The sequence below is a fragment of the Bizionia argentinensis JUB59 genome (assembly GCF_000224335.1).
Taxonomy (GTDB): domain Bacteria; phylum Bacteroidota; class Bacteroidia; order Flavobacteriales; family Flavobacteriaceae; genus Algorimicrobium; species Algorimicrobium argentinense.
This window is the reverse complement of sequence record NZ_AFXZ01000002.1, coordinates 102,849-126,572: the sequence shown is the minus strand read 5'-3', so window position 1 is coordinate 126,572 and position 23,724 is coordinate 102,849. Positions and strand designations below refer to the sequence as shown.

The 23,724-nt window shown below is 32.3% G+C and carries 18 protein-coding genes; 14 read left to right on the top strand and 4 right to left on the bottom strand.

What is annotated here, in order from left to right:
- Nucleotide 1 precedes the first annotated feature (1 nt).
- The 6 genes from murJ to asnB (BZARG_RS00660) are packed head-to-tail and all read left to right on the top strand — an operon-like array spanning nt 2 to nt 8,455.
- Entirely contained in the window at nt 2-1,342 is a 1,341-nt protein-coding gene (gene murJ / locus BZARG_RS00685) for a murein biosynthesis integral membrane protein MurJ (RefSeq protein WP_008634187.1), read from the top strand.
- Nucleotides 1,343-1,352: 10 nt separating this feature from the next.
- On the top strand, nt 1,353-2,465 hold the full coding sequence (locus tag BZARG_RS00680; protein WP_008634208.1) for an O-antigen ligase family protein: 1,113 nt from the start codon (nt 1,353-1,355) through the stop codon (nt 2,463-2,465).
- A 2-nt stretch (nt 2,466-2,467) separates the two neighbouring features.
- On the top strand, nt 2,468-4,318 hold the full coding sequence (asnB, locus tag BZARG_RS00675) for an asparagine synthase (glutamine-hydrolyzing) (RefSeq protein WP_008634337.1): 1,851 nt from the start codon (nt 2,468-2,470) through the stop codon (nt 4,316-4,318).
- Entirely contained in the window at nt 4,318-5,415 is a 1,098-nt protein-coding gene (locus BZARG_RS00670; protein ID WP_008634182.1) for a glycosyltransferase, read from the top strand. The genes asnB (BZARG_RS00675) and BZARG_RS00670 overlap by 1 nt, the downstream gene beginning before the upstream one ends.
- Entirely contained in the window at nt 5,408-6,565 is a 1,158-nt protein-coding gene (locus tag BZARG_RS00665) for a glycosyltransferase (protein ID WP_008634744.1), read from the top strand. The genes BZARG_RS00670 and BZARG_RS00665 overlap by 8 nt, the downstream gene beginning before the upstream one ends.
- A gap of 3 nt (nt 6,566-6,568) precedes the next feature.
- Nucleotides 6,569-8,455, top strand: a complete 1,887-nt coding sequence (asnB, locus tag BZARG_RS00660; RefSeq protein WP_008634728.1) for an asparagine synthase (glutamine-hydrolyzing) — start codon at nt 6,569-6,571, stop codon at nt 8,453-8,455.
- Here the strand turns inward: asnB (BZARG_RS00660) and BZARG_RS00655 are convergent.
- A complete protein-coding gene (locus BZARG_RS00655; protein ID WP_008634332.1) occupies nt 8,452-9,378 on the bottom strand; it encodes an ATP-grasp fold amidoligase family protein in 927 nt (308 codons plus the stop codon). The genes asnB (BZARG_RS00660) and BZARG_RS00655 overlap by 4 nt on opposite strands.
- A 190-nt stretch (nt 9,379-9,568) precedes the next feature.
- On the opposite strand from BZARG_RS00655, the gene BZARG_RS00650 reads away from it, so the two are divergent.
- The 4 genes from BZARG_RS00650 to BZARG_RS00635 are packed head-to-tail and all read left to right on the top strand — an operon-like array spanning nt 9,569 to nt 13,462.
- Entirely contained in the window at nt 9,569-10,675 is a 1,107-nt protein-coding gene (locus BZARG_RS00650) for a glycosyltransferase family 4 protein (RefSeq protein ID WP_008634636.1), read from the top strand.
- Nucleotides 10,672-11,880 carry a DegT/DnrJ/EryC1/StrS family aminotransferase gene (locus BZARG_RS00645; protein WP_008634370.1) on the top strand — a complete coding sequence of 403 codons (1,209 nt, stop codon included), beginning with the start codon at nt 10,672-10,674 and terminating at the stop codon, nt 11,878-11,880. Before BZARG_RS00650 ends, BZARG_RS00645 begins: the two co-directional genes overlap by 4 nt.
- Entirely contained in the window at nt 11,874-12,464 is a 591-nt protein-coding gene (locus BZARG_RS00640) for a sugar transferase (protein WP_008634470.1), read from the top strand. Before BZARG_RS00645 ends, BZARG_RS00640 begins: the two co-directional genes overlap by 7 nt.
- Nucleotides 12,464-13,462: a polysaccharide deacetylase family protein gene (locus tag BZARG_RS00635; protein ID WP_008634503.1), complete on the top strand. Its 999-nt coding sequence runs from the start codon at nt 12,464-12,466 to the stop codon at nt 13,460-13,462. The genes BZARG_RS00640 and BZARG_RS00635 overlap by 1 nt, the downstream gene beginning before the upstream one ends.
- Here BZARG_RS00635 and BZARG_RS00630 read toward each other — a convergent pair.
- Nucleotides 13,446-14,693, bottom strand: a complete 1,248-nt coding sequence (locus BZARG_RS00630; RefSeq protein WP_008634672.1) for a GNAT family N-acetyltransferase — start codon at nt 14,691-14,693, stop codon at nt 13,446-13,448. The two genes, BZARG_RS00635 and BZARG_RS00630, sit on opposite strands and share 17 nt — an antisense overlap.
- The gene (locus BZARG_RS00625) at nt 14,683-15,927 is read right to left on the bottom strand and encodes a GNAT family N-acetyltransferase (RefSeq protein ID WP_008634517.1); all 1,245 of its coding nucleotides are present in this window, start codon (nt 15,925-15,927) and stop codon (nt 14,683-14,685) included. The genes BZARG_RS00630 and BZARG_RS00625 overlap by 11 nt, the downstream gene beginning before the upstream one ends.
- A 352-nt stretch (nt 15,928-16,279) precedes the next feature.
- Here BZARG_RS00625 and BZARG_RS00620 point away from each other — a divergent pair, with 352 nt between their 5' ends.
- Genes BZARG_RS00620 through BZARG_RS00605 form a run of 4 tightly spaced genes read left to right on the top strand, consistent with a single transcriptional unit; the run spans nt 16,280 to nt 22,486 of the window.
- Complete coding sequence (locus BZARG_RS00620; RefSeq protein ID WP_008634453.1) at nt 16,280-17,422, top strand: DegT/DnrJ/EryC1/StrS family aminotransferase; 1,143 nt, start codon at nt 16,280-16,282, stop codon at nt 17,420-17,422.
- A gap of 13 nt (nt 17,423-17,435) precedes the next feature.
- Nucleotides 17,436-19,319, top strand: coding sequence for a polysaccharide biosynthesis protein (locus BZARG_RS00615; protein WP_237702551.1), 1,884 nt, complete (start codon nt 17,436-17,438; stop codon nt 19,317-19,319).
- 11 nt (nt 19,320-19,330) lie between these two features.
- Nucleotides 19,331-20,113, top strand: coding sequence for a polysaccharide biosynthesis/export family protein (locus BZARG_RS00610; RefSeq protein ID WP_008634464.1), 783 nt, complete (start codon nt 19,331-19,333; stop codon nt 20,111-20,113).
- A gap of 21 nt (nt 20,114-20,134) precedes the next feature.
- Nucleotides 20,135-22,486 (top strand): GumC family protein, encoded by a 2,352-nt coding sequence (locus BZARG_RS00605; RefSeq protein WP_008634311.1) that lies wholly within the window; start codon nt 20,135-20,137, stop codon nt 22,484-22,486.
- Between the two features lie 5 nt (nt 22,487-22,491).
- On the opposite strand, the gene BZARG_RS00600 is transcribed toward BZARG_RS00605, so the two are convergent.
- On the bottom strand, nt 22,492-23,670 hold the full coding sequence (locus BZARG_RS00600) for a proline dehydrogenase family protein (RefSeq protein ID WP_040287864.1): 1,179 nt from the start codon (nt 23,668-23,670) through the stop codon (nt 22,492-22,494).
- Nucleotides 23,671-23,724: the final 54 nt, after the last annotated feature.

Sequence of the window (23,724 nt, the reverse complement as noted above, 5' to 3'; positions counted from 1 at the left end):
TTTGAAAGCGAAACAATTTATTATTTCCTTATTAAAAAGGATTAAGAACAATGCAATAGCAACCAATATAATTATCGTTGGTGTTATTTCTATTGTTGTAAAAGTTTTTGGTTTCTATAAAGAAGTTGTTATAGCTGGTGAGTTTGGTTTGTCAGAAATGCTTGACACCTTTTTTATAGCTTTACTTGTTCCAGGCTTTATTAATTCCGTTTTTTTAAGCGCCTTTAAATCGGTTTTTATACCCAATTATATTACCGAGGAGAAGACAAATAAAAATATTGGAGCATTTCAATCTGCCAGTTTTGCAATAACAATAATCACCTCCGTGGTATTTATGGTTATAGCGTATCTATTTACCGATGTTTTTTTAGAACTGTTCTTTTTCGGTCACACATCTAGTTATTACGATCTAATTATTGTCCAGTTTTATTATTTATTACCCTGTATTTTACTTTGGGGTTTAACTTCTTTAGTAAGCGGCTTATTAAATATTTATGGCGAATTCACCTACTCTTCTCTATACCCAATTATAACATCCATCGTAATGATTATTTGCGTTGTTTTTTATAAAAAGGAACTTGGCACGAGTGTTCTAGCTATTGGCATGCTAATAGGAAGCATTCTGCAATTATTCTTTTTAGTGTTAATTTCATTACGAAAACGTATTTTGAAATTAGAAAAACCAGATTTTAAAAGTCCAAATGCAATTTTGATGTTCAAGCAAGTTCCAGCAAAAGTATCATCAGGATTTTTAACAGGATTAATTCCTGTAACGGACCAATATTTTGCAGCTCAACTTATTGTAGGTTCTATTGCGGCTTTGAATTACGGTATGAAAATTCCAGCATTCTTCACCACTATATTTATTATTGCGTTGGGAAATGTTCTCTTGCCCTATTTCTCTAAATTAACCATAGATGACCCCAAAAAATCATTTAAAACTTTGTTTTTACTCAATAAATGGATTTTTATTGTACTCATGATTATAATGATAATTGTCAGTATATTTTCAACAGAAATAGTAGCGCTGTTGTTTGAAAGGAACAGTTTCACTGCTAATGATACCGCTATCGTATCCAAAATTCAAATTATATATTTAGTTGGCGTGCCGTTTATTATATGCGGAAATTTATTTGTCAAATTTCTTACAAGCATTAATAAAAATGCTTTTATGGCTTATGTCTCTTTAGGTAGTATGCTCTTAAATATTATATTAGATTTTATTTTAATGAATTGGATTGGACTGATTGGCATTGCCTTATGTACTACGATTATTCAAGTTTTAAAAATATTTGTATTTTATAAATATACTAACAAACAAAAACAACTTTTAACGAGTTAAGCTTTAATATATGAAAATATTAAAATACATAGCATTAACTTTAATACTCCTAAACATCCCCACGTTTAGTTTACATTATCTTGGACCGTTATTCGGTTCCATTACTAATTTACTGTTATTTGTTTCGGTAATTATTTACTTCTTTTTTGCTGAAAAATCTAAACCTGTTTGGCCATTTATTGTTTTGGGAATTTGCTTTTTTATATTTTCTGGACTACAGTATTCTGGAGATACAACAGAACTAATAAAGGATGCCGTTCGATATTTTATATTTATAATATGTGTTAATCAAATTACAAAAAAAACAACAGATACAGAATTACTTATATTTCTGCTCATTGGTGCTTTAAGCATTGCCGTGAATGCTATAGTTTTCCCAGATTCTTTTGGGCGATATGGCGGTTTTTATCTCAATGCGAATAAAGCCGGATTTATATGCTTATTTGGATTTACTTTATCTTATATCATTAAAAATTATAAACTAAAACTACTTATTCAGTTTACGCTAATTGTTTGTGGTATTTTTACACTTTCGCGTTCTTTTCTATTATTTTTAGTTGTCATTAATTTAGTTTCTATTTTTGCAAATAAAAAAAACATTCAAACTCTTGCTATTGGCTCTATCGCGTTAGTTTTTATTTTTACAGCCTCCACTCTCCAGCTAAATAAAGCACGCTTTTCTGCCTTAAAAAGTGTGTTTAGCAGCAGCGAAGAAATAGAGACACAAACCATAACGGAAGGTTCTCGGGACGAAACTTGGTTCTATTTTTCCGATCTTATAACAAATAATATTATTGCAGGTGCTGGTTATAAATCTATGCGTGGTGCATCAAGTTTAGTAACGGTGGAATACGGCGTGCACAATACATTTTTAATGGTTTTAGGAGAGGCTGGTATTATAGCCTTTTTATTAATTGTTATTATCTATTTGGCTATGACTATTAGAAGTTTTAAATATTTACGAAAAAACCAGGAATACGCTTACTTAGCCATAGCCATAGTTGGTTACCTGATGGTAGCCCACAACTATTTTGAAAAATACGATGTCCTTTTTGTGTCCATTTGGTTGTATCATAAAGTACGACAAGAAATACCTTTAGAGGTCGAAAATATAGAAGAATAATTATGTGCGGAATTTACGGATCAACAATAATATACACTAAAAGTCAGCTTCAAGATAAGCTAGAACGCACCAAATTTCGCGGTCCAGATAAACAGGGTTTTAAATTTCTGGGAGACGCTTATAGACCCATCATTTTTGGACATAACCGATTAGCAATTATTGATGTTGATGAACGATCCAATCAGCCATTCACCTATAATAACAACATTCATATTGTTTTTAATGGCGAGATTTATAATTTCAAAATCCTGAAAAAACAATTAGAAGCTAAAAACTACGAATTCCATACAACAAGTGACACTGAAGTAATCTGTGCTACATATTTAGAATATGGAGAAGATTGCTTAAAATACCTAGATGGTATGTTTGCTTTTGTAATTTATGATGAAACAAAACAAAAACTCTTCGGCGCTCGTGACCGTTTGGGCAAAAAACCATTTTATTATTATATAAATGACAAACACTTTGAATTTGCAAGTCAGTTGTCGTCCATTCAACTGCATCATAATAATTTAACGATATCGAATAAAGCGATTAGTTATTATTTAGCTTGGGATGCTATTCCTGATCCGTATTCTATTTTTAATGAAATTAAAAAGCTACAAGCTGGTCATTGCTTTTCATTCGATTTAATTAATTATAAGTTTAAAGATCGTGTTTATTGGGATATTGACACTACAATAAGAAACCCTTATCAAGGGAGCTATCAAGCTGCTGTTAAGGATTTAGACGGATTAATTCGTAACGCTGTTTCAACACGTTTATTTGCCGATGTTCCTGTGGGTGTTTTTCTTTCTGGTGGTGTAGATTCTTCTGTGGTTGCAGCATTAGCCACAAAAACAACGAATAGTAAGGTGAAAACGTTTTCCGTTAAATTTAATGAGAAAGGTTTTGATGAAAGCATTTACGCTCAAAAAGTAGCTAATCATTTACAAACAGATCATCATATTATTGATTGTAATTATAATGAAGGTTTAGATTTAATTAAAAATTTTAGTCATTATTATGATGAACCGTTTGCGGATTCTTCTGCCATTCCATCCATGCTGCTTGCCAAGCACGCAAGTGAAAAAGTGACAGTCGCTTTATCTGGTGATGGTGGCGATGAAAGTTTTATTGGTTACGAACGCTACAAATGGATGAAACAAGTAAGTATATTATATAAATTGCCTAATTGTTTAAGACATGCGATTGCAAAAACCGCTGGTTTAATGCCGTATTATAAATTGAAAATGATTGGTAAAGGCTTGCAGCAAAATGATATCAATTCACTTTATTTAGCATCGGTTACAGGTGTAAATATGTCTTGGCTAAAATCGGATTTCGATTACACAGATGTTACTGAAAAAAAGTATCTATTTCATACCAATAAAAACCTCTATGAACGTTTAACCGATTTTGATATCAAAACCTATCTGAATTGGGACATAAATACTAAAGTAGATCGCGCAACTATGGCATATTCTCTTGAAGCTCGTGCACCTCTTATGGATCATAAGATTGTGGAGTTTGCACAATCTCTCCCTACACATTTTAAATTTAAAGCTAAAAACCAAAAGCGGATTTTAAAAGACGTTCTTTATCAATATGTCCCGAAAGAAATATTTGATAGACCCAAAGCAGGATTCACCATGCCTTTTAAGGAATGGTTTAAAAATGAATTACAGGATTATGTTTTGTCGGAATTAGATATAACAAGTTTGCGGCAAATACCCAATATTGATGCGGATGAAGTTCATAAAATGATTGAACAACACATGGATGGTAGTTGGAATCATTATCCCTTAATCTGGAAATTACTCGTTTTAAAACAATGGTTAAATACGACCGGAAAAGGTTATATCATAAAATAATGAATCACTCTAAAACTCATATTTTCTTTGTTTTACCATCTTTAGCTGCTGGTGGCGCGGAGCGTATATTATCATATGTGGCGCAAAATTTAGATTCTAATCAATTTTCGGTTACTTTACTTATTACAGGCTATGAAAAAGATACAGTTTATCATTTAGAAAACCTTCATATAGTATATTTGAATAAACCACGTGTTCTGAAGGCTTTTAGGAGCTTATTTCTGTATTTCAGAAAACACAAACCGGATATTGTCGTCAGTTCTATTGTACATCTGAATACGATGATTGCTTTTATGTCGCCCTTTTTCAGAAAAATAAAATTTGTAGCGCGAGAAGCCAATGTTTTAACGGTTTTAAATAAACATAATCCATATACTAATAAAGCATTTCCGAAAGCTATGATTGTGTTGGCATACAAACTAGTGGATTGTATTATTTGCCAATCCAAAGACATGCAAAAGGATATGATTGCCAATTATAATGTACCGAAATCCAAGACTATTTTAATCAATAACCCTATTACTAAAAGCTTTAATATTAAAACAAACGGTCGTGACACTTCTAAACCCTTACAATTTATTACCATTGGACGCTTAAGTAAAGAGAAAGGCCATGAACGTATTATTGAAGCGCTTTCACAACTTAAATACCCTTTTGAATATATCATCATAGGTTCTGGTAATGAAAAAGAAAAAATTTTTGAATTACTTGATAGTAAAGGCTTAACAAAAAATATAAAGTATATTAGCTATACAAATAAAGTAGAAGTCTATTTGGCGGCTGCTGATTTATTCCTACAAGGGTCTTATGTGGAAGGTTTTCCAAACGTGCTTATTGAGAGTTGCGTTGTAGGAACACCGATCCTAGCTTTTAACGCACCGGGAGGTTTGGATGAGATTATTGAACCAGGTAAAAACGGTTATGTTGCAGATACAATTAAAGACTATGTAGTCTATTTAAATAAAATGAGGGTTACTTTTCCGTTTAAACCTGAAACTGTAAGCGAAGTGGTTAAAAGTAGGTTTAGCAGCATTAAAATTATCAACGAATACAAAAATCTATTTTTAAAATTATCAACGAAAAACCTGGATGTCTGAAAAAAGAAAAATAGGACTATTTATTTCTGCTATTGGTTATGGCGGCGCTGAAAAGGTGGTTAGCTTGTTACTTTATGAGCTTACTAAATATTACGATGTGACTTTAATTCTTCTTTATAATGAAATTAAACTACCCATTCATAAAGATACAAATGTCAGAATTCTATCTAAACCTAACGAAACTTTTAAAACCTCTTTATTTGCAAAAATGATAGATAATGTAAAATTCATTTTCGCGTATCGAAAGGTTTTAAAGGATGAAAAAATTGAAGTCGCTATATCGTTTCTAGTGCGTCAAAATATTATAAACGGTATTGCGAAAATGCTTAATACAAATTTAAAAACTATTATTAGTGAACGCTGCTTTCCCTCTATTATGTACAAAGAGGACAAGGCAACATCATTTCTTACCAGCCTGCTTATACCCTATTTTTATAATAAAAATGATAAGCTGTTTTCAAATTCTATTTATATAAACAATGATTTAATCGCTAATTATAATTTAAAGATTAATACATCCGTAATTTACAACCCTATTTTAACCATACCTGAAAAGCCTAAATTAAAAGAATATACAGACTTAAACGCTATATTTAAAGTAGTAACGGTTGGAAGATTAATTCCTGTTAAAAATCAGAAAAGTATTATTAAGGCTATCAGTAAATTGACGAATAATTTTTATCTCGAAATTTATGGTGATGGCTCCTTACAAACTAATCTTTTAGCATTAACAAAAATATTAAATATTTCAGATCAAATTCATTTTAACGGCAATGTAAATAATGTTAAATTCCATATTGTAAATGGTCATTGCTTTGTTTTAAGCTCTTTAACAGAAGGGTTTCCTAATGTCGTTTTAGAAGCCATGTCAGTAGGTTTGCCCATAATTAGCACCAATTGCATGTCTGGACCGTTGGAGTTACTTAACAATAACGAAACAGTTGAAATTTTAACAGGATCCTTTGCGAAAGCAAAATACGGTTTATTAGTCCATGTGGATGATGCAGAAGGACTATCTAAAGCTATAAAGTATTTTCAACAAAACCCAGAAATGAGAGAAATGTATAGCGACTTAAGTTTTGAGCGTGCTAAAAATTATGATGTCAAAAATATTGGTCTACAAGTGAAGCGTTTAATTGATAGTATTTAGTTTATGTGCGGAATAAATGGTTTTATAAAATCGTCACATCTCCTTTCAGAAGATACCTTAAGTATTCTTAATGAAATGAATCAGGTTATCATTCATCGTGGCCCTGACGATTCAGGGTTTTATTATAATAATTCTGATACATTTACAGTGGCAATGGCTATGCGTAGACTTTCAATTATAGATTTAACCACAGGTCATCAACCTATTTCTAATGAGAGTGATAGTATTACTATTGTTTTTAATGGTGAAATTTATAATTATAGAAAATTACGCGCAGATTTAGAAACACAAGGACATACTTTTAAAACGAAAAGTGACACGGAGGTTGTCTTAAAGTTATATGAAATTGAAGGTGAAAAATCCTTTAAAAAACTAGACGGGATGTTTGCTTTTAGCATTCACGACAGTCTAAAAAAGAAACTAATTATTGCTCGCGATTTCTTTGGCGAAAAACCACTTTATTACACCAAAACTGATAACTCATTTTTTTACGCTTCCGAATTAAAGTCAATTATTAACGTTTTACAGCATAAACCTAAAATTTCTAAAATAGGATTGAATTTATTTTTTAAACTGACATATATTCCAGCGCCTTTCTCTATATATGAGAATATTTACAAGTTAGAAGCCAATCATTATATAACTTACAATTTAGAGGATCATTCAACTATTATAACCGAAATCAATTCACTTAAAGCGGAAAAAAGTAATTTATCATTTAATACTGCTAAAGCAAAACTAAACGACTTAATGATGACTAGTATTGAAAGTCGCAGCATTAGCGATGTACCCATTGGAACGTTTCTATCTGGTGGTGTAGACTCATCCATTGTAAGCCTAGGACTATCGCAATTATCAAGTACTAAAATAGATACATTCTCAATTGGTTTTGACAAAGCAGTTTTTGATGAAACTGACAAATCAAAACTCGTAGCCAAACTTATTAATAGCAATCATCACGAATTTATTATTTCAGAAAACGACATAAAAGAACATATAAATGCCATTTTATTGAATTTTGATGAACCTTTTGCCGACTCATCAGCTTTGCCAACTTATTTGGTTTCAAAAAAGACATCAGATTTCGTGAAAGTCGCACTTACTGGCGATGGTGGCGATGAAGTTTTTGGGGGTTACAACAAGTATTATATGGGAAACTTAAACAACCGCTATATCAAAACAGTACCAGAGTTTCTGCATAATAGCACAAAACCGATACTTTTAAGCTTATTATCAACTAAAGACGATAATCGAGGAAAACGCTTTAAGCTAAAAAAAATCCTTCAAGCAATCGATTATTCTGGTGATAATTACTGGAATATTATTTCATTAGGTTTCGCAAACGATAGTGGACAGTTATTAAATCTAGAACACAGCATTGATAATCCATTTACTCACTACAAAGCACATATTAGCAAGCCAAATTCCTTGCACGATTATCGCGAAATAGACAGACTAGTAAGTCTTGAGGGCGACATGCTTGTTAAAGTGGACAGAACAAGCATGATGAACTCCTTAGAGTGTCGCGCGCCATTTTTAAACAAAACGCTTTGGGATTTTGCCAATAGTTTACCGGAAAATTATTTATTAAAAGGCTGGAGTAAAAAACATATTTTAAAAGAAGCTTTTAAACATAAATTTCCGCAAGGGTTTTTAGAAAAATCTAAAAAAGGCTTTATCGTTCCCGTCGGAGATTGGCTTCGAAGTAGTTTAAAAAGTGAATTGAAAAGCTATATTGATAGTAAACTATTAAGCAAACAGAACATATTTAACAGTAACTATATCAGGCCTTTAGTTTTAAATCATTTATCAGGAAAAGAAGATAACAGTTATAAGGTTTGGGCATTTTATACATTTCAAAAATGGTATTTTAATATCTATAACAGCTAAATTTTTGCTACGTGAAGCTTAAGTTTTTCCCCGAATTTTTTATCGTACTCCCTTGGATTAAATTTACAATGCCCTGATGAAGGATGAAAGGTTAATTCTCCAAAGTAAATCTTCCCATCATAACAATAAAAATCAACGCGCACAAAACAAAATGGCGCTGCTAATTTTTCACCAAGCAAAACCAATTCATCGTAACGTTCAGGCTGGGCTAATGGTTTTCCATTAGGGATTTTCATAACAAAATCCAACAATTCCCAGTCTTTAGAATAGAAATTCCTGCCTCGCTCTCCTTCAAAACGCCCGATATCAACTTGTGAAAACTCAAGTTTGCCATTAAAAAAATACATTTTATAGTCCATAGGAATTTGTCCATGATCATCAATCAATAACTCTTCAACAATAACACGGGATTCAATGTTTTTATATTGCCATTCCTTAAAGCGATAATAGTAATTTATCGTTTTATTTTTGCCCAGTGTATTTTGAACTTGAGTCCAGTTAATTCCAATTTTATCTTTTATAATTAGTCCTCCCGAACTATCATGATTCGTTTTAATAATTATTGGGTAATCAGGTAGGTTTTCAGGTACAATATCCCGAACATTTTTCGTTTGAAACACTAAAGGCACTAAATAATCTTCTCCTATACGCTCTTTCACATACGCTCTAACTTTATATTTGTCAGCGCATTGTGTATGTAAAGACGTTCTATCATTTAGTTTTAACCATTGAATTTTTTCGTTGAGTGTTTCAGGTTTTTCAAAATTCGGTATAAAGCCAAGGTTTTTTATAAATTCACGCTTCATTTTAACCGCATCTGGTGTTAATCCAAATTTCAAAAACTCATAACACTTAGCGAAGGGCGCTATAAGTTCGTGACCTAGAACCGTATTATAATATAGTTTTGATATAAAATTAGCCATTTGAATTAAAAATTATATTGTAAATCTATGAATATCAATTGTTAATTACATAATTTTATAAAAAAATTACAGCAAATAATCAATCTAAAAAAATTAAACTGACTGATACAACAGTGAGTTTTCAAAAAGAATAGTTTTTTTAATATTAAAAAAAACTCGTAGACCTTAAATTCACCCAAATATTTCAAGCATGGCATTTAGATCAAAAAAAATATGTTTAGTAGGTGGTGAAGATGTGCATAAACGTATTAATCTATCGCAATATTTAAATGATGCGGGTTTTGAGGTAACCATTTTAGGAACAAGTGTTGTAAGTTTCCCTGATAATATCACCTATTACAACTATCCCTTAAATAGAAGCTTATCATTAATTTCCGATTACAAAACTATAAAATGGTACCGTACTTTTTTCACAGAAAATAGGTTTGATGTTATTCATACTTTCGACACGAAACCTGCTTTCCTAACACCTTTAGCATTACTTAAAACAAAAACACCTATAACGCGAACAATCACAGGGTTAGGAACGGTTTTTATTTCACAATCTCTACTTAATAAAAGCTTACGACTCGTTTATAATACTTTACATTTAAAAGTAAGAAACCGGGTATTTAAAACGGTGTTTCAAAATAACGACGACAAGGATTTATTTCTAAAAAACCGACTTGTTAGCCAACATAATTTTGAATTAATTTACAGTAGCGGTATTGAACTAAAGGACTATAATCGATTGGCAAAACGAAGCAACAAAAGATTTACTTTTATATGTGTGGCGCGTTTGGTCTATGAAAAAGGAATCACATACTTATTAGAAGCTGCTAAAATATGTCATGAAAAAGGTCATGACTTCAAATTTTTAATAGTTGGCCCTTTAGAAGAGAATTCCAAACGACTAAATGCTGAAATCCTTAATAATTACAAGAATTATGTTGAATTTCTAGGCGAACGAAGTGATGTAGAAAAACTACTATTAAGTGCAGATGCCTTTGTACTACCCACGTTTCGGGAGGGATTTGCCCGCGTATTACTAGAAGCAGCTGCGGTTGGCTTACCAATCATCTCAACAAACGTCACGGGCGTTCGGGAGTTCGCTAAACATAATCAAGAAGCACTTTTAGTCTCTTCAAAAAATACCGAAGAATTAGTGAATGCTTGTATAAAATTAGCTTCATGTACCGAATTAGCCAATAAATTAGTTGAAAATGCCTTAAAAAGAGTTGAAAGGTTTAGTTTAAAAAATGTATCTAAACAATATATAGGTATATTTGAAGAAGCTATTAATCAACAAACTATATGAAAATCCCATTTTCACCACCTTACATAAGTCAAGCTGTAATTAACGAGGTTACCGATGCATTAAAATCTGGATGGATAACTACAGGCCCGAAAGTAAAAAAATTAGAAGATCTCGTTTGCCAGCATGTTGGCGCACCAAACACACTATGTGTTAATTCGGCAACATCAGGGCTGATGCTAGCATTAAAATGGTATGATATCGGACCAGGCGATGAAGTTATTATTCCCGCTTACACTTATGCAGCAACCGCATTGGCGGTTATGCATGTTGGCGCCACACCCATAATGGTTGATGTTAATGACGATTTCAATATTTCGGTTTCAGCAATTGAAAAAGCTATAACAAATAAAACAAAAGCCATCATACCAGTTGATATTGCTGGTTGGCCTTGCGATTACGATGAAATCCTAGAGCTTACTCATAAAAAAAAGTCGCATTTCAATCCCGAATCAGATAAGCAGCAACTTTTAAACAGAATCATCACAATTGCCGATTCCGCACATGCCATTGGCGCCAAATATAAAAATCGTCATATTGGGTTAACCGCTGATATTACTGTATTTTCATTTCACGCTGTAAAAAATATTACGACTGCCGAAGGTGGTGCAATTTGCTTAAACCTTCCAAAACCCTTCGACAATCAAAAGGAATATAATTATTTAAGATGCTTTTCTTTAAATGGGCAAACTAAAGACGCTTTTACCAAGTCTAAAGCTGGCGGTTGGAAATACGATATTATATACCCCGGTATGAAAATTAACATGCCAGATGTCCTAGCTGCAATTGGCGTGGCGCAGTTACCAGAATACTTTTCAAATATATTGGAAAAGCGTGAACACATTTACAGCTATTATCAAGACTATTTTAAAACAAAATCATGGGCCATTTTACCAAATTATAAAAGCAACGATAAAGTCTCATCCTGCCACCTTTATACCTTACGAATTAAAGATATTACTGAAGAGCAACGCGATGCAATTATTGATTTTATTTCAAAGGAAGGCGTTAGTGTTAATGTGCATTTTCAACCGCTTCCAATGTTAACATTATTTAAAGAAATGGGATATAATATTGCGGATTTCCCGATTGCTTACGCTAATTTCAGGTCAGAAATATCATTACCAATTTATCCACAACTAACTGAACAAGAACTCAAATACATTGTAGATACCGTTAATAACGCAGTAGAATCCTGTTTATGCTAAAAAGACTCTTTGATATTATTTTTTCTTTATTGGGCTTAATATTATTGCTACCTTTACTATCACTAATAGCACTTATTGTAAAGCTAGAATCCAAAGGACCTGTGTTTTACAGACAAGTTCGGGTAGGTAAAGATAATTCAGATTTTAAAATTTTTAAATTCAGAACCATGTTTACTGGTTCAGACAAAAAAGGCCTATTAACAGTCGGCAACAACGATCCACGTGTAACAAAAACAGGTCTCTTTTTAAGAAAGCATAAACTTGACGAATTGCCACAACTAATAAATGTTTTTATTGGGAACATGAGTTTTGTTGGTCCACGACCTGAAGTACGGCGTTATGTTAATCATTATTCAACTAATGATATGCAAATACTATCTGTAAAACCAGGAATTACAGACTACGCTTCTATTGTTTTTCGCGATGAAGCAGAATTATTGAAAGCTGCAGAAAATCCGGAAGATTTTTATATTAATACTATATTACCTCAAAAAATAGCATTGAATAGAAAGTATATCATTAGCGCAAGCTTGTTGGTGGACTTTAAAATTATTATTAAAACCATTCAAACTATTTTAAGCTAATGCAAACACAAAACGGCTATTTAGTTATTTCATTGGATTTTGAGCTCTTTTGGGGCTTATTTGACGTAAAAGAATCATCAGATTACGAGACTAATTTACGGAATGTACATCAAGTAATTCCAAAACTTTTAGCTTTGGCAGATGTTTACAATATTACTTTAACCTTTGCAACCGTTGGTTTTTTGTTTACACAAAATAAACAAGAATTATTAATGGCGCTTCCAACAGAAAAACCAACCTATTTTAAAAATCGTTTTAACCCATACTGTTTAATAGATGACATTGGAGAGTGTGAAACTGATGATCCGTTGCATTACGCTCACTCCTTAATTGAATTAATTCGTGACAATGGTAATCATGAAATTGCAAGTCACACTTTTAGTCATTTTTACACGAATGAAAAGGGCCAAACACCACAACAATTTGAAGCCGATATCGTTGCTGCTATTACTATTGCTAAACAAAAAAATACTAAAATCAATAGCATTGTGTTCCCTAGAAATCAAATTAACGCTACATATTTAAAAATTTGTGCAAAACATGGCTTTATAAGCTATCGCGGTATAGAAAAACACTGGATGTTTAATACCCATGACACCGAAAAACTGGACCAACCTTTTCGTAAGGCGTTTCGATTGCTAGACGCTTATTTGAACATATCTGGGTACAACACAAATTCTTTGAGTTCTTTACGTAATTGCCATGGCATCGTCAATATTCCCTCTAGTAAATTTTTTAGACCTTATAACAAAACGCTTGAAATATTGGAGCCTTTTCGTATTTCTAGAATAAAAAAAGGACTTTCACAAGCTGCAAAAAAAAATGAAATATATCATCTATGGTGGCATCCGCATAATTTCGGAGTTTATATGGATGAAAATTTCAATAATCTTGAAACCATTTTTAAACATTTCAAAACCTTACAAGAAACATATAACTTTCAAAGTGTTTCCATGTCAGAATTAGCAGACCTATATTTTGCTACAGAATCGCAATAAAATATTTATGTTTATTTCCATAAACTAAAAATCGCATCTTGTTATCAGTCTTATCAATGGATTTATACAATTCAACCCCTATTAATTCTTCAGGTTTTTGATATAAACCATCAAACACAATACGCTTTAGAAATGGGTAACTTCCCTCCTCCTTATCCAATGACGTGATTTCAAATTCATTCATATTAAAATCGTCTTTCAACTCTAGAATTTTGTATGATAGTTGTTGACTATTTTTTGAACCCAATTTCTTAATAGCGAATCGCAATTTAGCTACAAATAAATTAAAATTCTTATCTCTTAAATATTGTTTTAACTCAAAGTATTTAATCAATAAGCACCCGTTTAGTCTTGAAGAAATACTTGAAGCATCATATAATATATGACAATTATACAAATAGTTAGTGTTCGTCCATTTTGTTTTATATTCATACTCTCCTTTCGAAAAATCTAAAGTTTGAATATTATTTTTTATACTCCATTCAATAAATTTACTAATTTCAATATGTCCAACATTAAATTTATAAAAATCCGCGTTAAATGCTTTTACAGCCCCTACCAAAGTGTTTTCACCTACAAAAGCCAACGACATAGAAATAGGCTTTCCTGAAACCTCTATACTGATAATCATTGCTTTTTTCTCTCGAAGCATATTGTAAACCAATTCTTGATAAAATGGCCATTCATGACTTAAATTCGTTTCAATTTTTAAATCTCCATACCGAATTTCTAAAAGTTTTTTAAAACCAACCATCATGATTTCATAAGCACCCAAATCTGTCTTTCCATAATAAAACTTATAATCCACGTCAAAACAGCTTTCAAATTTTTTCAGAGTGCTTCGGAATTTATTTCTAGATTTGGAGTTTAAAGTGTTTTGTATATAATCATTAAAACTGGACACGCCTTTCAAATCAGCTAAAAACCCTTTATACTGTCGGACTTTGCGAACTTTTAAGCTAGATTTTTTTGGTGATTTACTATCATCGCAATAATCGGGAACATCATAAATAACAATAGTTTTGTTTTTAAAATCCTGTTGCAAATAATCAATCTCGTAAGTAATGCCATTAGTCATGTTTCTGCCTGCATTAATATAATACGGCAAAAATGGATGTTTAATAAATGACAAGTTTTTTATAAACTCAAATTTTTTTACGATTTGCTTTTTTGCAAAATATTTCAGCCAGGTTTTCTGATATGTTTTTGATGTAAACGGACTAGCTTTCATCTTTTACAATTTTTAAAATTGAATTTTCTCCAATTGCCAAAAGCGAATCATTTTTATATAAACAAACTTTAAAATTTCTTGCTGGCTCTGGATTTAAATATAAATAATCATATAAAGCCTTACGTTGAGAAGTGTATTTATAAAGATCAATATCAATAAGTTGAGAGTAATTATCTAATAATTTTTTGTCTGAAACTATTTCAACTTTATGGGTATTAATTAAAACAGCTTTATTCGTATTGCCATCAAGCAACCAATGATTAAAGCTATGAACTTTAGAACTATAATTACGTTCTCTGCACTCGCGTTTGAACCTGAAATATTTTTCTAATAATCCAGCAGTTAATCGGCATTTTAAAGATTTAGAATCATAAAGAATATGATAATAAGTTTGATAACGATCATCGCTCCATCGCTTTTTATAGTCGAAATCACCTTGCGTATAATCGAAGATTGCAATTTCATTTTTAAAACTCCATTCTAGCATTTTCAAAATGGTGGTATGTCCAATATTGTATTTATAAAAATCAATATCAAAAACGGTTAATGCTTCAACCAAAATCGCATCAAAATGATAACTAAAAGTTATTCCTATCGGTTTGCCGTCCGTGTAAATAACAAACAAAGATGCTGTACCTTCATTAATCATCTTAAAGGCTAATTCTGTGTAAAAGGCCCATATAACTGGGTTTAATTCACCACATGGCTCACCTTTATTAGCGTAGCGTTTTTCAAAAAGCTTATAAAAATTCTCAAATACAAAATCAAAATCTGCTCTGGAAATCGCACCATGATGCATGGAATATTCAACTTTGAAATTAGATTCTAAGCGCTTTATATTTCGTCTTAACTTAGAACGTGTATTAGATTTGTAAATGGTATTTAAATATACATCTATAGACTCATAATTACTAACACGGGTTATATAACCCTCATACTGAAAGACTTTTTTGAGTTTTAAATGGGAGGTTTTCGCTGGTTCTTGAAGCTCTTGATACGAAGGAATATCTCGAATTAAAAACACCTTGTTTTTATAATCTAAATTAGCATTATCAATGCGGTAGGTTAATCCGTTGGTCAGTTTATTTCCGAGATTAACAAAACAAGGCACTAACTGATGTTTATAAAACGAAATTGGTTTTACAAAACTAAAGGTGATTTCGTTTTTACTAGTATTAAAATGCTTCCGCCAGACATCTTTAAATGTTTCTGAAGAAAAAGGATTTTTAGTCATATTAAAAGGTTCAATATCATGTATAAAATTAGATTTTTAAATGAATAAACATCTGAATGACAGGATATTTTAGATGAATTTGAAAAAAAACTATATAAACGGTATGTTTTTTAAGATGATTCCCGTAATTATTGCAATATTTACCATAGAAAAACGCGGTTGGTATAAACTTTAAGAAGAAAATCAAGAACATTATTAATGATAAGGCAACACAACTTAACTATAATCTAGCTGTTTTATTATAGATTATGAAATAAAACGTGGGATTAAAACAAAACGTTAAATTTAAACGTAGATATCAGCTATTTAACGTATTTATTTGACGGAAACTATTTAAAAATAGATATTTACGATGAGAGAAAATACATCTGAAGTAAAACATAAAATCTGGCTTTCATCTCCACACATGAGTGGTTTTGAAGAAAAATATATAAATGATGCTTTTGCTTCTAATTGGGTTGCACCTTTGGGACCAAATGTTGATGGCTTTGAGAAAGATTTAGAATGCTATCTTAAAAACCAATCGTTTGTAGCAACTTTAAGTTCAGGAACCGCGGCGATACATTTAGCCTTAAAATTGTTAAATGTTACGCATGGTGATGAAGTGCTTTGTCAAACCAAAACATTTGTAGCGTCTGTAAATCCGGTTATTTACGTGGGCGCAACACCCGTTTTTATTGATAGTGAAACTGAAACTTGGAACATGTGTCCAGTTTTATTAGAAAAAGCGATTTTAGACCGCATTAAACAAGGAAAAAAACCAAAGGCAATTATTGCCATTAATTTATACGGAATGCCATATAACGTTTCAAAAATACATGCCATTGCCAATAAGCATGATATTGCCATTATTGAGGATAGCGCTGAAGCCCTGGGTAGTCATTATAAAAATCGCGCCTGTGGAACATTTGGTGATTTTTCAATTTTATCCTTTAACGGAAATAAAATAATTACCACCTCTACTGGAGGCGCTTTAGTTTGCCGCGATAACAATACGAAAAAGCGTGCTATTTTTTTAGCCACACAAGCTAAAGATCCCGGAATTGACTATAATCACTCGGAAGTAGGATACAATTATAGAATGTCTAATATTTTGGCGGGTATTGGTCGTGGGCAAATGCAAGTTTTAGAGGATCGTGTGCAATCCAGAAGGAAAAATTATGATTATTATAAACATGCTTTAAAAAATATTGATGATATAGAATTTTTAAACGAGCCAGAACATTTTTTTTCAAATAGATGGCTAACTACCGTCTTATTTAAAACTAAAACGATGCGCGATTTTATTTTAAACGCCTTGTTAGAAGAAAATATTGAAGCCAGACCATCTTGGAAGCCGATGCACCAGCAAGCGCTTTATAAAAATTACCCGAACTACTTAAATGGCGTATCAGACAGCTTATTTGATCGTGGATTATGCTTACCTAGTGGTTCAAATTTATCAACCCTGGAATTAGACCGTATTATAGATATTATAAATAAATATTTTGGATAAAATATATAGCTTATTGCAAAAATTATCGAACCGCTATGCCTCTAAGTGGCTGGTGCTACTATTCGATTCATGCATTATTGCTTTTACATTTTTTGTAGCGTATTTAATTCGATATAATTTTGTCTTGGATTTTGATTTTTCTATGTTTTTAAAGCAAATTCCGTTTGTGGTTCTTGCTGGTATTATAAGTTTTATATTAGTAAACTCCCATAAAGGCGTTGTTAGATTTACAGGCTTTAAAGACGTTGTTAACATTATAATTGGAATCAATATTTTAGCAACTATTCTTATTGTTACTACCTATATAAGTCGGAAATATAATTATAATAATGTTTTTGATATCGCAGGCTCCATTATCTACATCCACCTATTATTAAACATGTTTTTTCTAATTGGGGCCAAATTCTCGATAAAAGCGATATACCGCACTTTAATTACTGAAAATGAATCCGAAAATGATAATAAAAGTATTGTATTAATTTACGGGGCTGGCGATTCAGGAATAATAACCTACAACGCGATAAGTAATGATGCCAAAAACGATATAGATGTATTTGGTTTTGTAGATGATAATGAGCGTAAATCTGGGAAAAAGATAAATCTTCTAAACGTATATCACCCCTCGAATATCACTAAAGAATTTATAGATAAACACCATATCGATTCAGTTATTATATCGATTCAAAATATTGAAGCGACTAGATTACTCCAAATTACTAGTAAGTTATTCGCCTTAAATTTAAAGGTCAAAATAGTTCCTGCTGTTAAAACATGGATTGATGGCGATTTAAGCATCGGGCAAATTAAAGATATTAATATTGAAGATTTACTAGGTCGTGAACCCATAAATATTAATAACCCCATTTTAATTGACGAGTATAGCAATCGTGTTATTTTAATTACCGGTGCGGCAGGCTCTATAGGAAGTGAACTTGTACGAAAACTATGCGTTTTCAATTTTAGTAAATTGATACTTATAGATAGTGCCGAATCACCATTATATGATTTACAACAGGAGTTATCACGAAAAGGCATTCAAAACGTCGTACCAATTATTGCAGATATAAGAAATAATGTGCGTTTAGATTCTATATTTAATTGCCACAAACCTGAAATAATATTTCATGCCGCCGCTTATAAACACGTACCTTTAATGGAACAAAATCCTTACGAAGCGGTCAGCGTAAATGTTCGAGGTACCAAAAACGTCCTGTATTTATCAAAAAAACATAGTGTCGATAAATTTATACTTATTTCAACTGATAAAGCCGTAAACCCCACCAATGTTATGGGTGCAACAAAACGTATTGCGGAAATGCTAATTTGCTGTCAGCAAAACTCAACAGCTAAAACCAAGTTCATTATCACGCGTTTCGGCAATGTATTAGGATCTAATGGCTCCGTAATCCCTTTGTTTAAAAAGCAAATTGAAGCTGGCGGACCGTTGACGGTAACACATAAAGACATTATTCGTTATTTTATGACTATTCCAGAAGCTAGTCTTCTAGTTTTAGAAGCCGCCGCCATGGGGTTAGGCCATGAAATTTTTGTTTTCGACATGGGAAAACCTATTAAAATTCATGATTTGGCTATGAATATGATTACCCTCTCAGGATTAAAGTTTCCTTCGGAAATAGATATAAAATTTATCGGATTAAGACCTGGTGAAAAAATATTTGAAGAACTTCTCATTGAAGGTGAACATACCAAACCCACCTACAACGATAAAATAATGATTGCGAAATGCAAACCCGTTAGTGTAGAAGTCACAAAAACACTTATAGAAGAACTTTGCTTATTAAGTTCTACATCTCAAAACATTGAAATTGTTTCAAAAATAAAAGATATTGTAGCTGAATATAGTCCGAATAATTCAACTTATGATGTTTTAAACTAAACCAATCACCTATGATTAACTTTAAAAACACCCTTCAAAAAATAAGTTTGCTTATTGCTTCTGTTTTAGCGTCATCATGTGCAACAAGCAAAGAGATTATCTATTTTCAAGATGAGCCAATTAGCGCAGAACAGAATGCCGTTATGAACGCGGAAATCACTTACAAGCCCAACGATTTAATATTTATTAGTATTGGTGGCGATGCCGATGCGGTGGCGCCTTTTAACTTACCTGCAGTTTCCTATAGTACATCATCACTTTCTGCCAATGCAGATTTGAAAATGCCAACCTATTTAATAGATAAAAACGGCAATATTGAGTACCCTGTTTTAGGAAGCGTTAAACTGGGTGGTTTAACAAGAGAACAAGCAACTATGTTCTTGAAAAATCAAATCGGCGCTTATGTAAAGGATCCCGTTATAAATATTCGGTTACTAAATTTTACCATAACCGTTTTAGGTGAAGTTAAAAACCCAGGTACGTTTACAATTGAAAATGAACGTGTTTCATTAACCCAAGCTTTAGGTATGGCGGGCGATTTAACTATATATGGAAAACGTGATAATGTATTTTTAATTAGAGAGCAAGGGAATAAAAAGGTTTATACCAAATTTGATTTAACAAAAATAAGTACCATTACATCACCCAATTACTATTTAGAACAAAATGACGTATTGGTTATCGAGCCTAATCCCGCCAAAATTAGATCGGCTTCTTACAACCAAAATAATGGCGTAATTATTTCCGCAGTGGGAACATTAGCAACCATTATAGCCATATTTCTAGTAAAATAAATCTTTTATAAGTATTACTACATGAAACAACAGACGTATTTTAAAGATTTAATTGAGCCTTACCTTCACAGGTGGAAATTTATACTTTTATGTGTGATAGCTGCCTTAACATTGGCATTTGTATACTTACGCTATGCCAGTAATGAATACCAAGCCAAGGCAACCATTAAAATTAAGGACGATAAATCTCAGGGGAAATTACCGGAAATATCGAATCTTCAAAATTACGGACTCTTCAGCAATGATCAGAACAATGTATTGGATGAAATTGAAATTATTAAATCCAGAAACCTCATTGCTAGCGTTGTAAAAGATTTAAAGTTTAATATCCAGTTTTTTGTGGAGGGTCGTATAAAAGCGCACGAAGTTTATACCAATCCACCCTTAAACATCAACTTTAGCGCACCTGACTCTCTTCTATATACTATTGATACCACTTTTAATATTCGAATTAACTCTACAAAAGATTTTATTTTCAAAGGGGCTTCAGGTTACAATAAAGCTTTGAAAAATAACACACAAAAACACAGCGATGTTGAAGGTGTACTTTACGATTTTGGAAAAAGCATAGCAACAAGTTTTGGCGAAATCATTATTACGCCCAATATGGGCCAATACGCCACGAAAATTGGTTCCAATATCACTATTAGAATCCAGCCAATAAATGCCGTTACTAGTAATTATAAAACCAAACTTCAAATTCAAACTACCGAATTATCGAGCGTTATAAAATTGACAATAAATGATAATGTTGGTGAAAAAGCAGAACTATTTTTAGATAAGCTGATAGATAAATATAACGAGGATGTTATAAATGATAAGAATATGGTTGTTGAAGCCACTTCCAGCTTTATAAACGATCGCTTAACTGGTGTGTCTCGCGAACTAGGTATTGTTGATTTAACGGCGGAAGACATTCAACAGACAAATAAATTAACCAATCTCTCCACCCAGTCCACAATTTTCCTTCAAACTGAAAAAGAAAATGAAGCGAAAATAACAGAAACTGGTATGCAACTTCAACTCATTGATTACATGAGATCTCATTTATCAGACAATCAAAACGTTAGTGATTTATTGCCTCTAAACATGGGCATTCAAGATGGTGCTATTGAACAAGTAGCAAGTAGACATAACAGTTTGGTTCAGGAACGAGATCGCATTCTAAAGAATTCTAGTGAAATTAACCCAACGGTGGTTAATTTAACGACTCAAATTAATCAACTAAAAACAGATTTAGCTCAGAGTTTAAATAGTAAAAAAACTACAAGTCAAATAACTTACAATAGTTTAGTAGCGGAAAACTCCCGAATTAACTCACAAATCTATTCGGCACCTCAAAAAGAACGTCAATTTAAAGATATAAAACGCCAACAAGACATTAAGGAATCTTTATATCTATACCTTTTACAAAAACGAGAGGAATCTGCTATAACCCACGGTGTTTCATCTCCGAACGCTAAAATTGTCGACAAAGCATATGCTTCTGGAAAACCAGTAGCACCGAAGTGGGTTATTACTATTTTGGCGGCTTTAATTTTAGGCTTGAGTTTGCCAATAGGAATGATTTACCTACTCACACTGATTGACACCAAGGTCCACACCGCGCAAGATATTAAGAAAACTATAAACGTACCTTTTATTGGAGCTATTCCAAAAGCTAAAAAACGTACACGACTCATAAATAAATTTGATTACTCGCCAAAAGCAGAAGCTTTCAGAATGGTACGTACCAATATTGAATTCATGCTTAAGAGTGTTGAAAAACAATCCAAAGTTATTTTTGTTACATCAACTACCAGCAAAGAAGGGAAATCTCATACAGCCATTAATTTAGCGTTATCATTATCTTATACAGAGAAGAAAGTTTTGCTTATAGAAACGGACATTCGGGTACCTAAAGCCACTAATTATTTGAATATAAAAAACGACAATGGCCTAACCAATTATATTAGCGATCCTAGTTTACAACTTCAAGATGTTATTGTAAACTTAAAAGACAACGATTATTTAGAGGTTATTCCTTCTGGTGTTATTCCTCCAAATCCCGCAGAGCTTCTTATGAGCAAGCGTATGCAAGAACTATTTGATACAGTGAATGATAAGTACGATTATATAATTGTAGATACGGCTGCCGTTGGCCTAGTTACTGACACACTTTTAATTAGTCAACATGCCGATTTATTTATTTACGTAGTACGCGCCAATTATCTTGATAAGAGACGTTTGCAAATTGCTGAAACTATGTATCAAGAAAAACGTTTACCTAATATGACAATCCTGTTAAATAGCGTTGATTACAAAAAAGGAAATGATTATGGCTATGGATACGGTAAAAACCCTAATAAAAAGAAATGGTGGCAGCGCAATTAGTAGAATTATTTAACGCCTTTTCTTCTAAATTTCTCTTTATTTATAAGCATTAATTCGCGTCCTGTTTGCCCAGCAACCGAGGTGTTTTCTTCTGCTCGTCTAATTAGGTATGGCATCACATCTTTAACAGGTCCAAATGGCACGTATTTAGCCACATTGTAACCTTTATCCGCTAGGTTGAAACTTATATTATCACTCATGCCGTATAATTGCCCAAACCACACGCGATTATCGGTGATTTTAATTTCTTTCTCGCGCATTAAATCCATAACCATATAACTACTTAATTCGTTATGAGTTCCAACAAAAATGGATATGTCAGATAAGTTATCCAGAATATATTTTGCAGATGCATTGAAGTTTTCATCTGTTGCTAACTTACTTTCACAAATCGGCGTTGGATAATCTTTTTCCAAAGCGCGCTCATGTTCAATTTCCATATAAGCACCACGAACAATTTTATAACCTAAATAAAAACCTTCCTTTTTACCCAGTTCGTGCTGACTTTTTAAGAAATCCATTCTATCATGACGATACATTTGCAAGGTATTATATACAATTGTTGTACTCTTATTGTACTTCCGCATCATTTCGGTCACCAAATTATCAACTGCATCCTGAATCCAACTATGTTCGGCGTCAATTAATATTTCAACATCTTTTTCCAATCCTAACTTACAAACGGCATCATATCTTGCTACCACTCGACTCCATTCCTCCTGCTCCGTTTCAGTTAACGTTTTACCTTCATTTATTTTATGATATAAACCAAAACGACCAAAACCTGTAGGTTTAAAAACAGCAATGGGCATGGCATTTCTATCATCCGAAAAACGAATAATCTTTAGAGTTTTTTCCATAGCACCATCAAAATGTGCTTCTGTTTCTTTCCCTTCTACCGAATAATCTAAAACAGAACTAACACCTTTTGTATACATGGCATCAATAACTTCCAAACAATCATCCTCGTTTACACCACCACAAAAATGATCGAAAACAGTTGCACGAATGATACCTTCTACAGGTAAATGGGCTTTTATGGCAAAAGTAGTAAGTGCGGTTCCTATCTTAACCAACGTCGCATTTGATATCATATTGAATAAAAAGCGTGCGCGATTTAACTCTCTATTACTTTTTAGCTGAAAAGCAATTTTTGTATTATCAAATATTCTTGAGTCCTCCATATCTGTTGAAAAATTATACAAATATAATTATCATTCATTGACTTTTTTGTAAAA

Coding starts and splice junctions, on each gene's coding strand:
- BZARG_RS00680 (WP_008634208.1), top strand. CDS start 1,353: ATGAAAATATTAAAATACATAGCATTAACTTTAATACTCCTAAACATC.
- asnB (WP_008634337.1), top strand. CDS start 2,468: ATGTGCGGAATTTACGGATCAACAATAATATACACTAAAAGTCAGCTT.
- BZARG_RS00670 (WP_008634182.1), top strand. CDS start 4,318: ATGAATCACTCTAAAACTCATATTTTCTTTGTTTTACCATCTTTAGCT.
- BZARG_RS00665 (WP_008634744.1), top strand. CDS start 5,408: ATGTCTGAAAAAAGAAAAATAGGACTATTTATTTCTGCTATTGGTTAT.
- asnB (WP_008634728.1), top strand. CDS start 6,569: ATGTGCGGAATAAATGGTTTTATAAAATCGTCACATCTCCTTTCAGAA.
- BZARG_RS00655 (WP_008634332.1), bottom strand. CDS start 9,378: ATGGCTAATTTTATATCAAAACTATATTATAATACGGTTCTAGGTCAC.
- BZARG_RS00650 (WP_008634636.1), top strand. CDS start 9,569: ATGGCATTTAGATCAAAAAAAATATGTTTAGTAGGTGGTGAAGATGTG.
- BZARG_RS00645 (WP_008634370.1), top strand. CDS start 10,672: ATGAAAATCCCATTTTCACCACCTTACATAAGTCAAGCTGTAATTAAC.
- BZARG_RS00640 (WP_008634470.1), top strand. CDS start 11,874: ATGCTAAAAAGACTCTTTGATATTATTTTTTCTTTATTGGGCTTAATA.
- BZARG_RS00635 (WP_008634503.1), top strand. CDS start 12,464: ATGCAAACACAAAACGGCTATTTAGTTATTTCATTGGATTTTGAGCTC.
- BZARG_RS00630 (WP_008634672.1), bottom strand. CDS start 14,693: ATGAAAGCTAGTCCGTTTACATCAAAAACATATCAGAAAACCTGGCTG.
- BZARG_RS00625 (WP_008634517.1), bottom strand. CDS start 15,927: ATGACTAAAAATCCTTTTTCTTCAGAAACATTTAAAGATGTCTGGCGG.
- BZARG_RS00620 (WP_008634453.1), top strand. CDS start 16,280: ATGAGAGAAAATACATCTGAAGTAAAACATAAAATCTGGCTTTCATCT.
- BZARG_RS00610 (WP_008634464.1), top strand. CDS start 19,331: ATGATTAACTTTAAAAACACCCTTCAAAAAATAAGTTTGCTTATTGCT.
- BZARG_RS00605 (WP_008634311.1), top strand. CDS start 20,135: ATGAAACAACAGACGTATTTTAAAGATTTAATTGAGCCTTACCTTCAC.
- BZARG_RS00600 (WP_040287864.1), bottom strand. CDS start 23,670: ATGGAGGACTCAAGAATATTTGATAATACAAAAATTGCTTTTCAGCTA.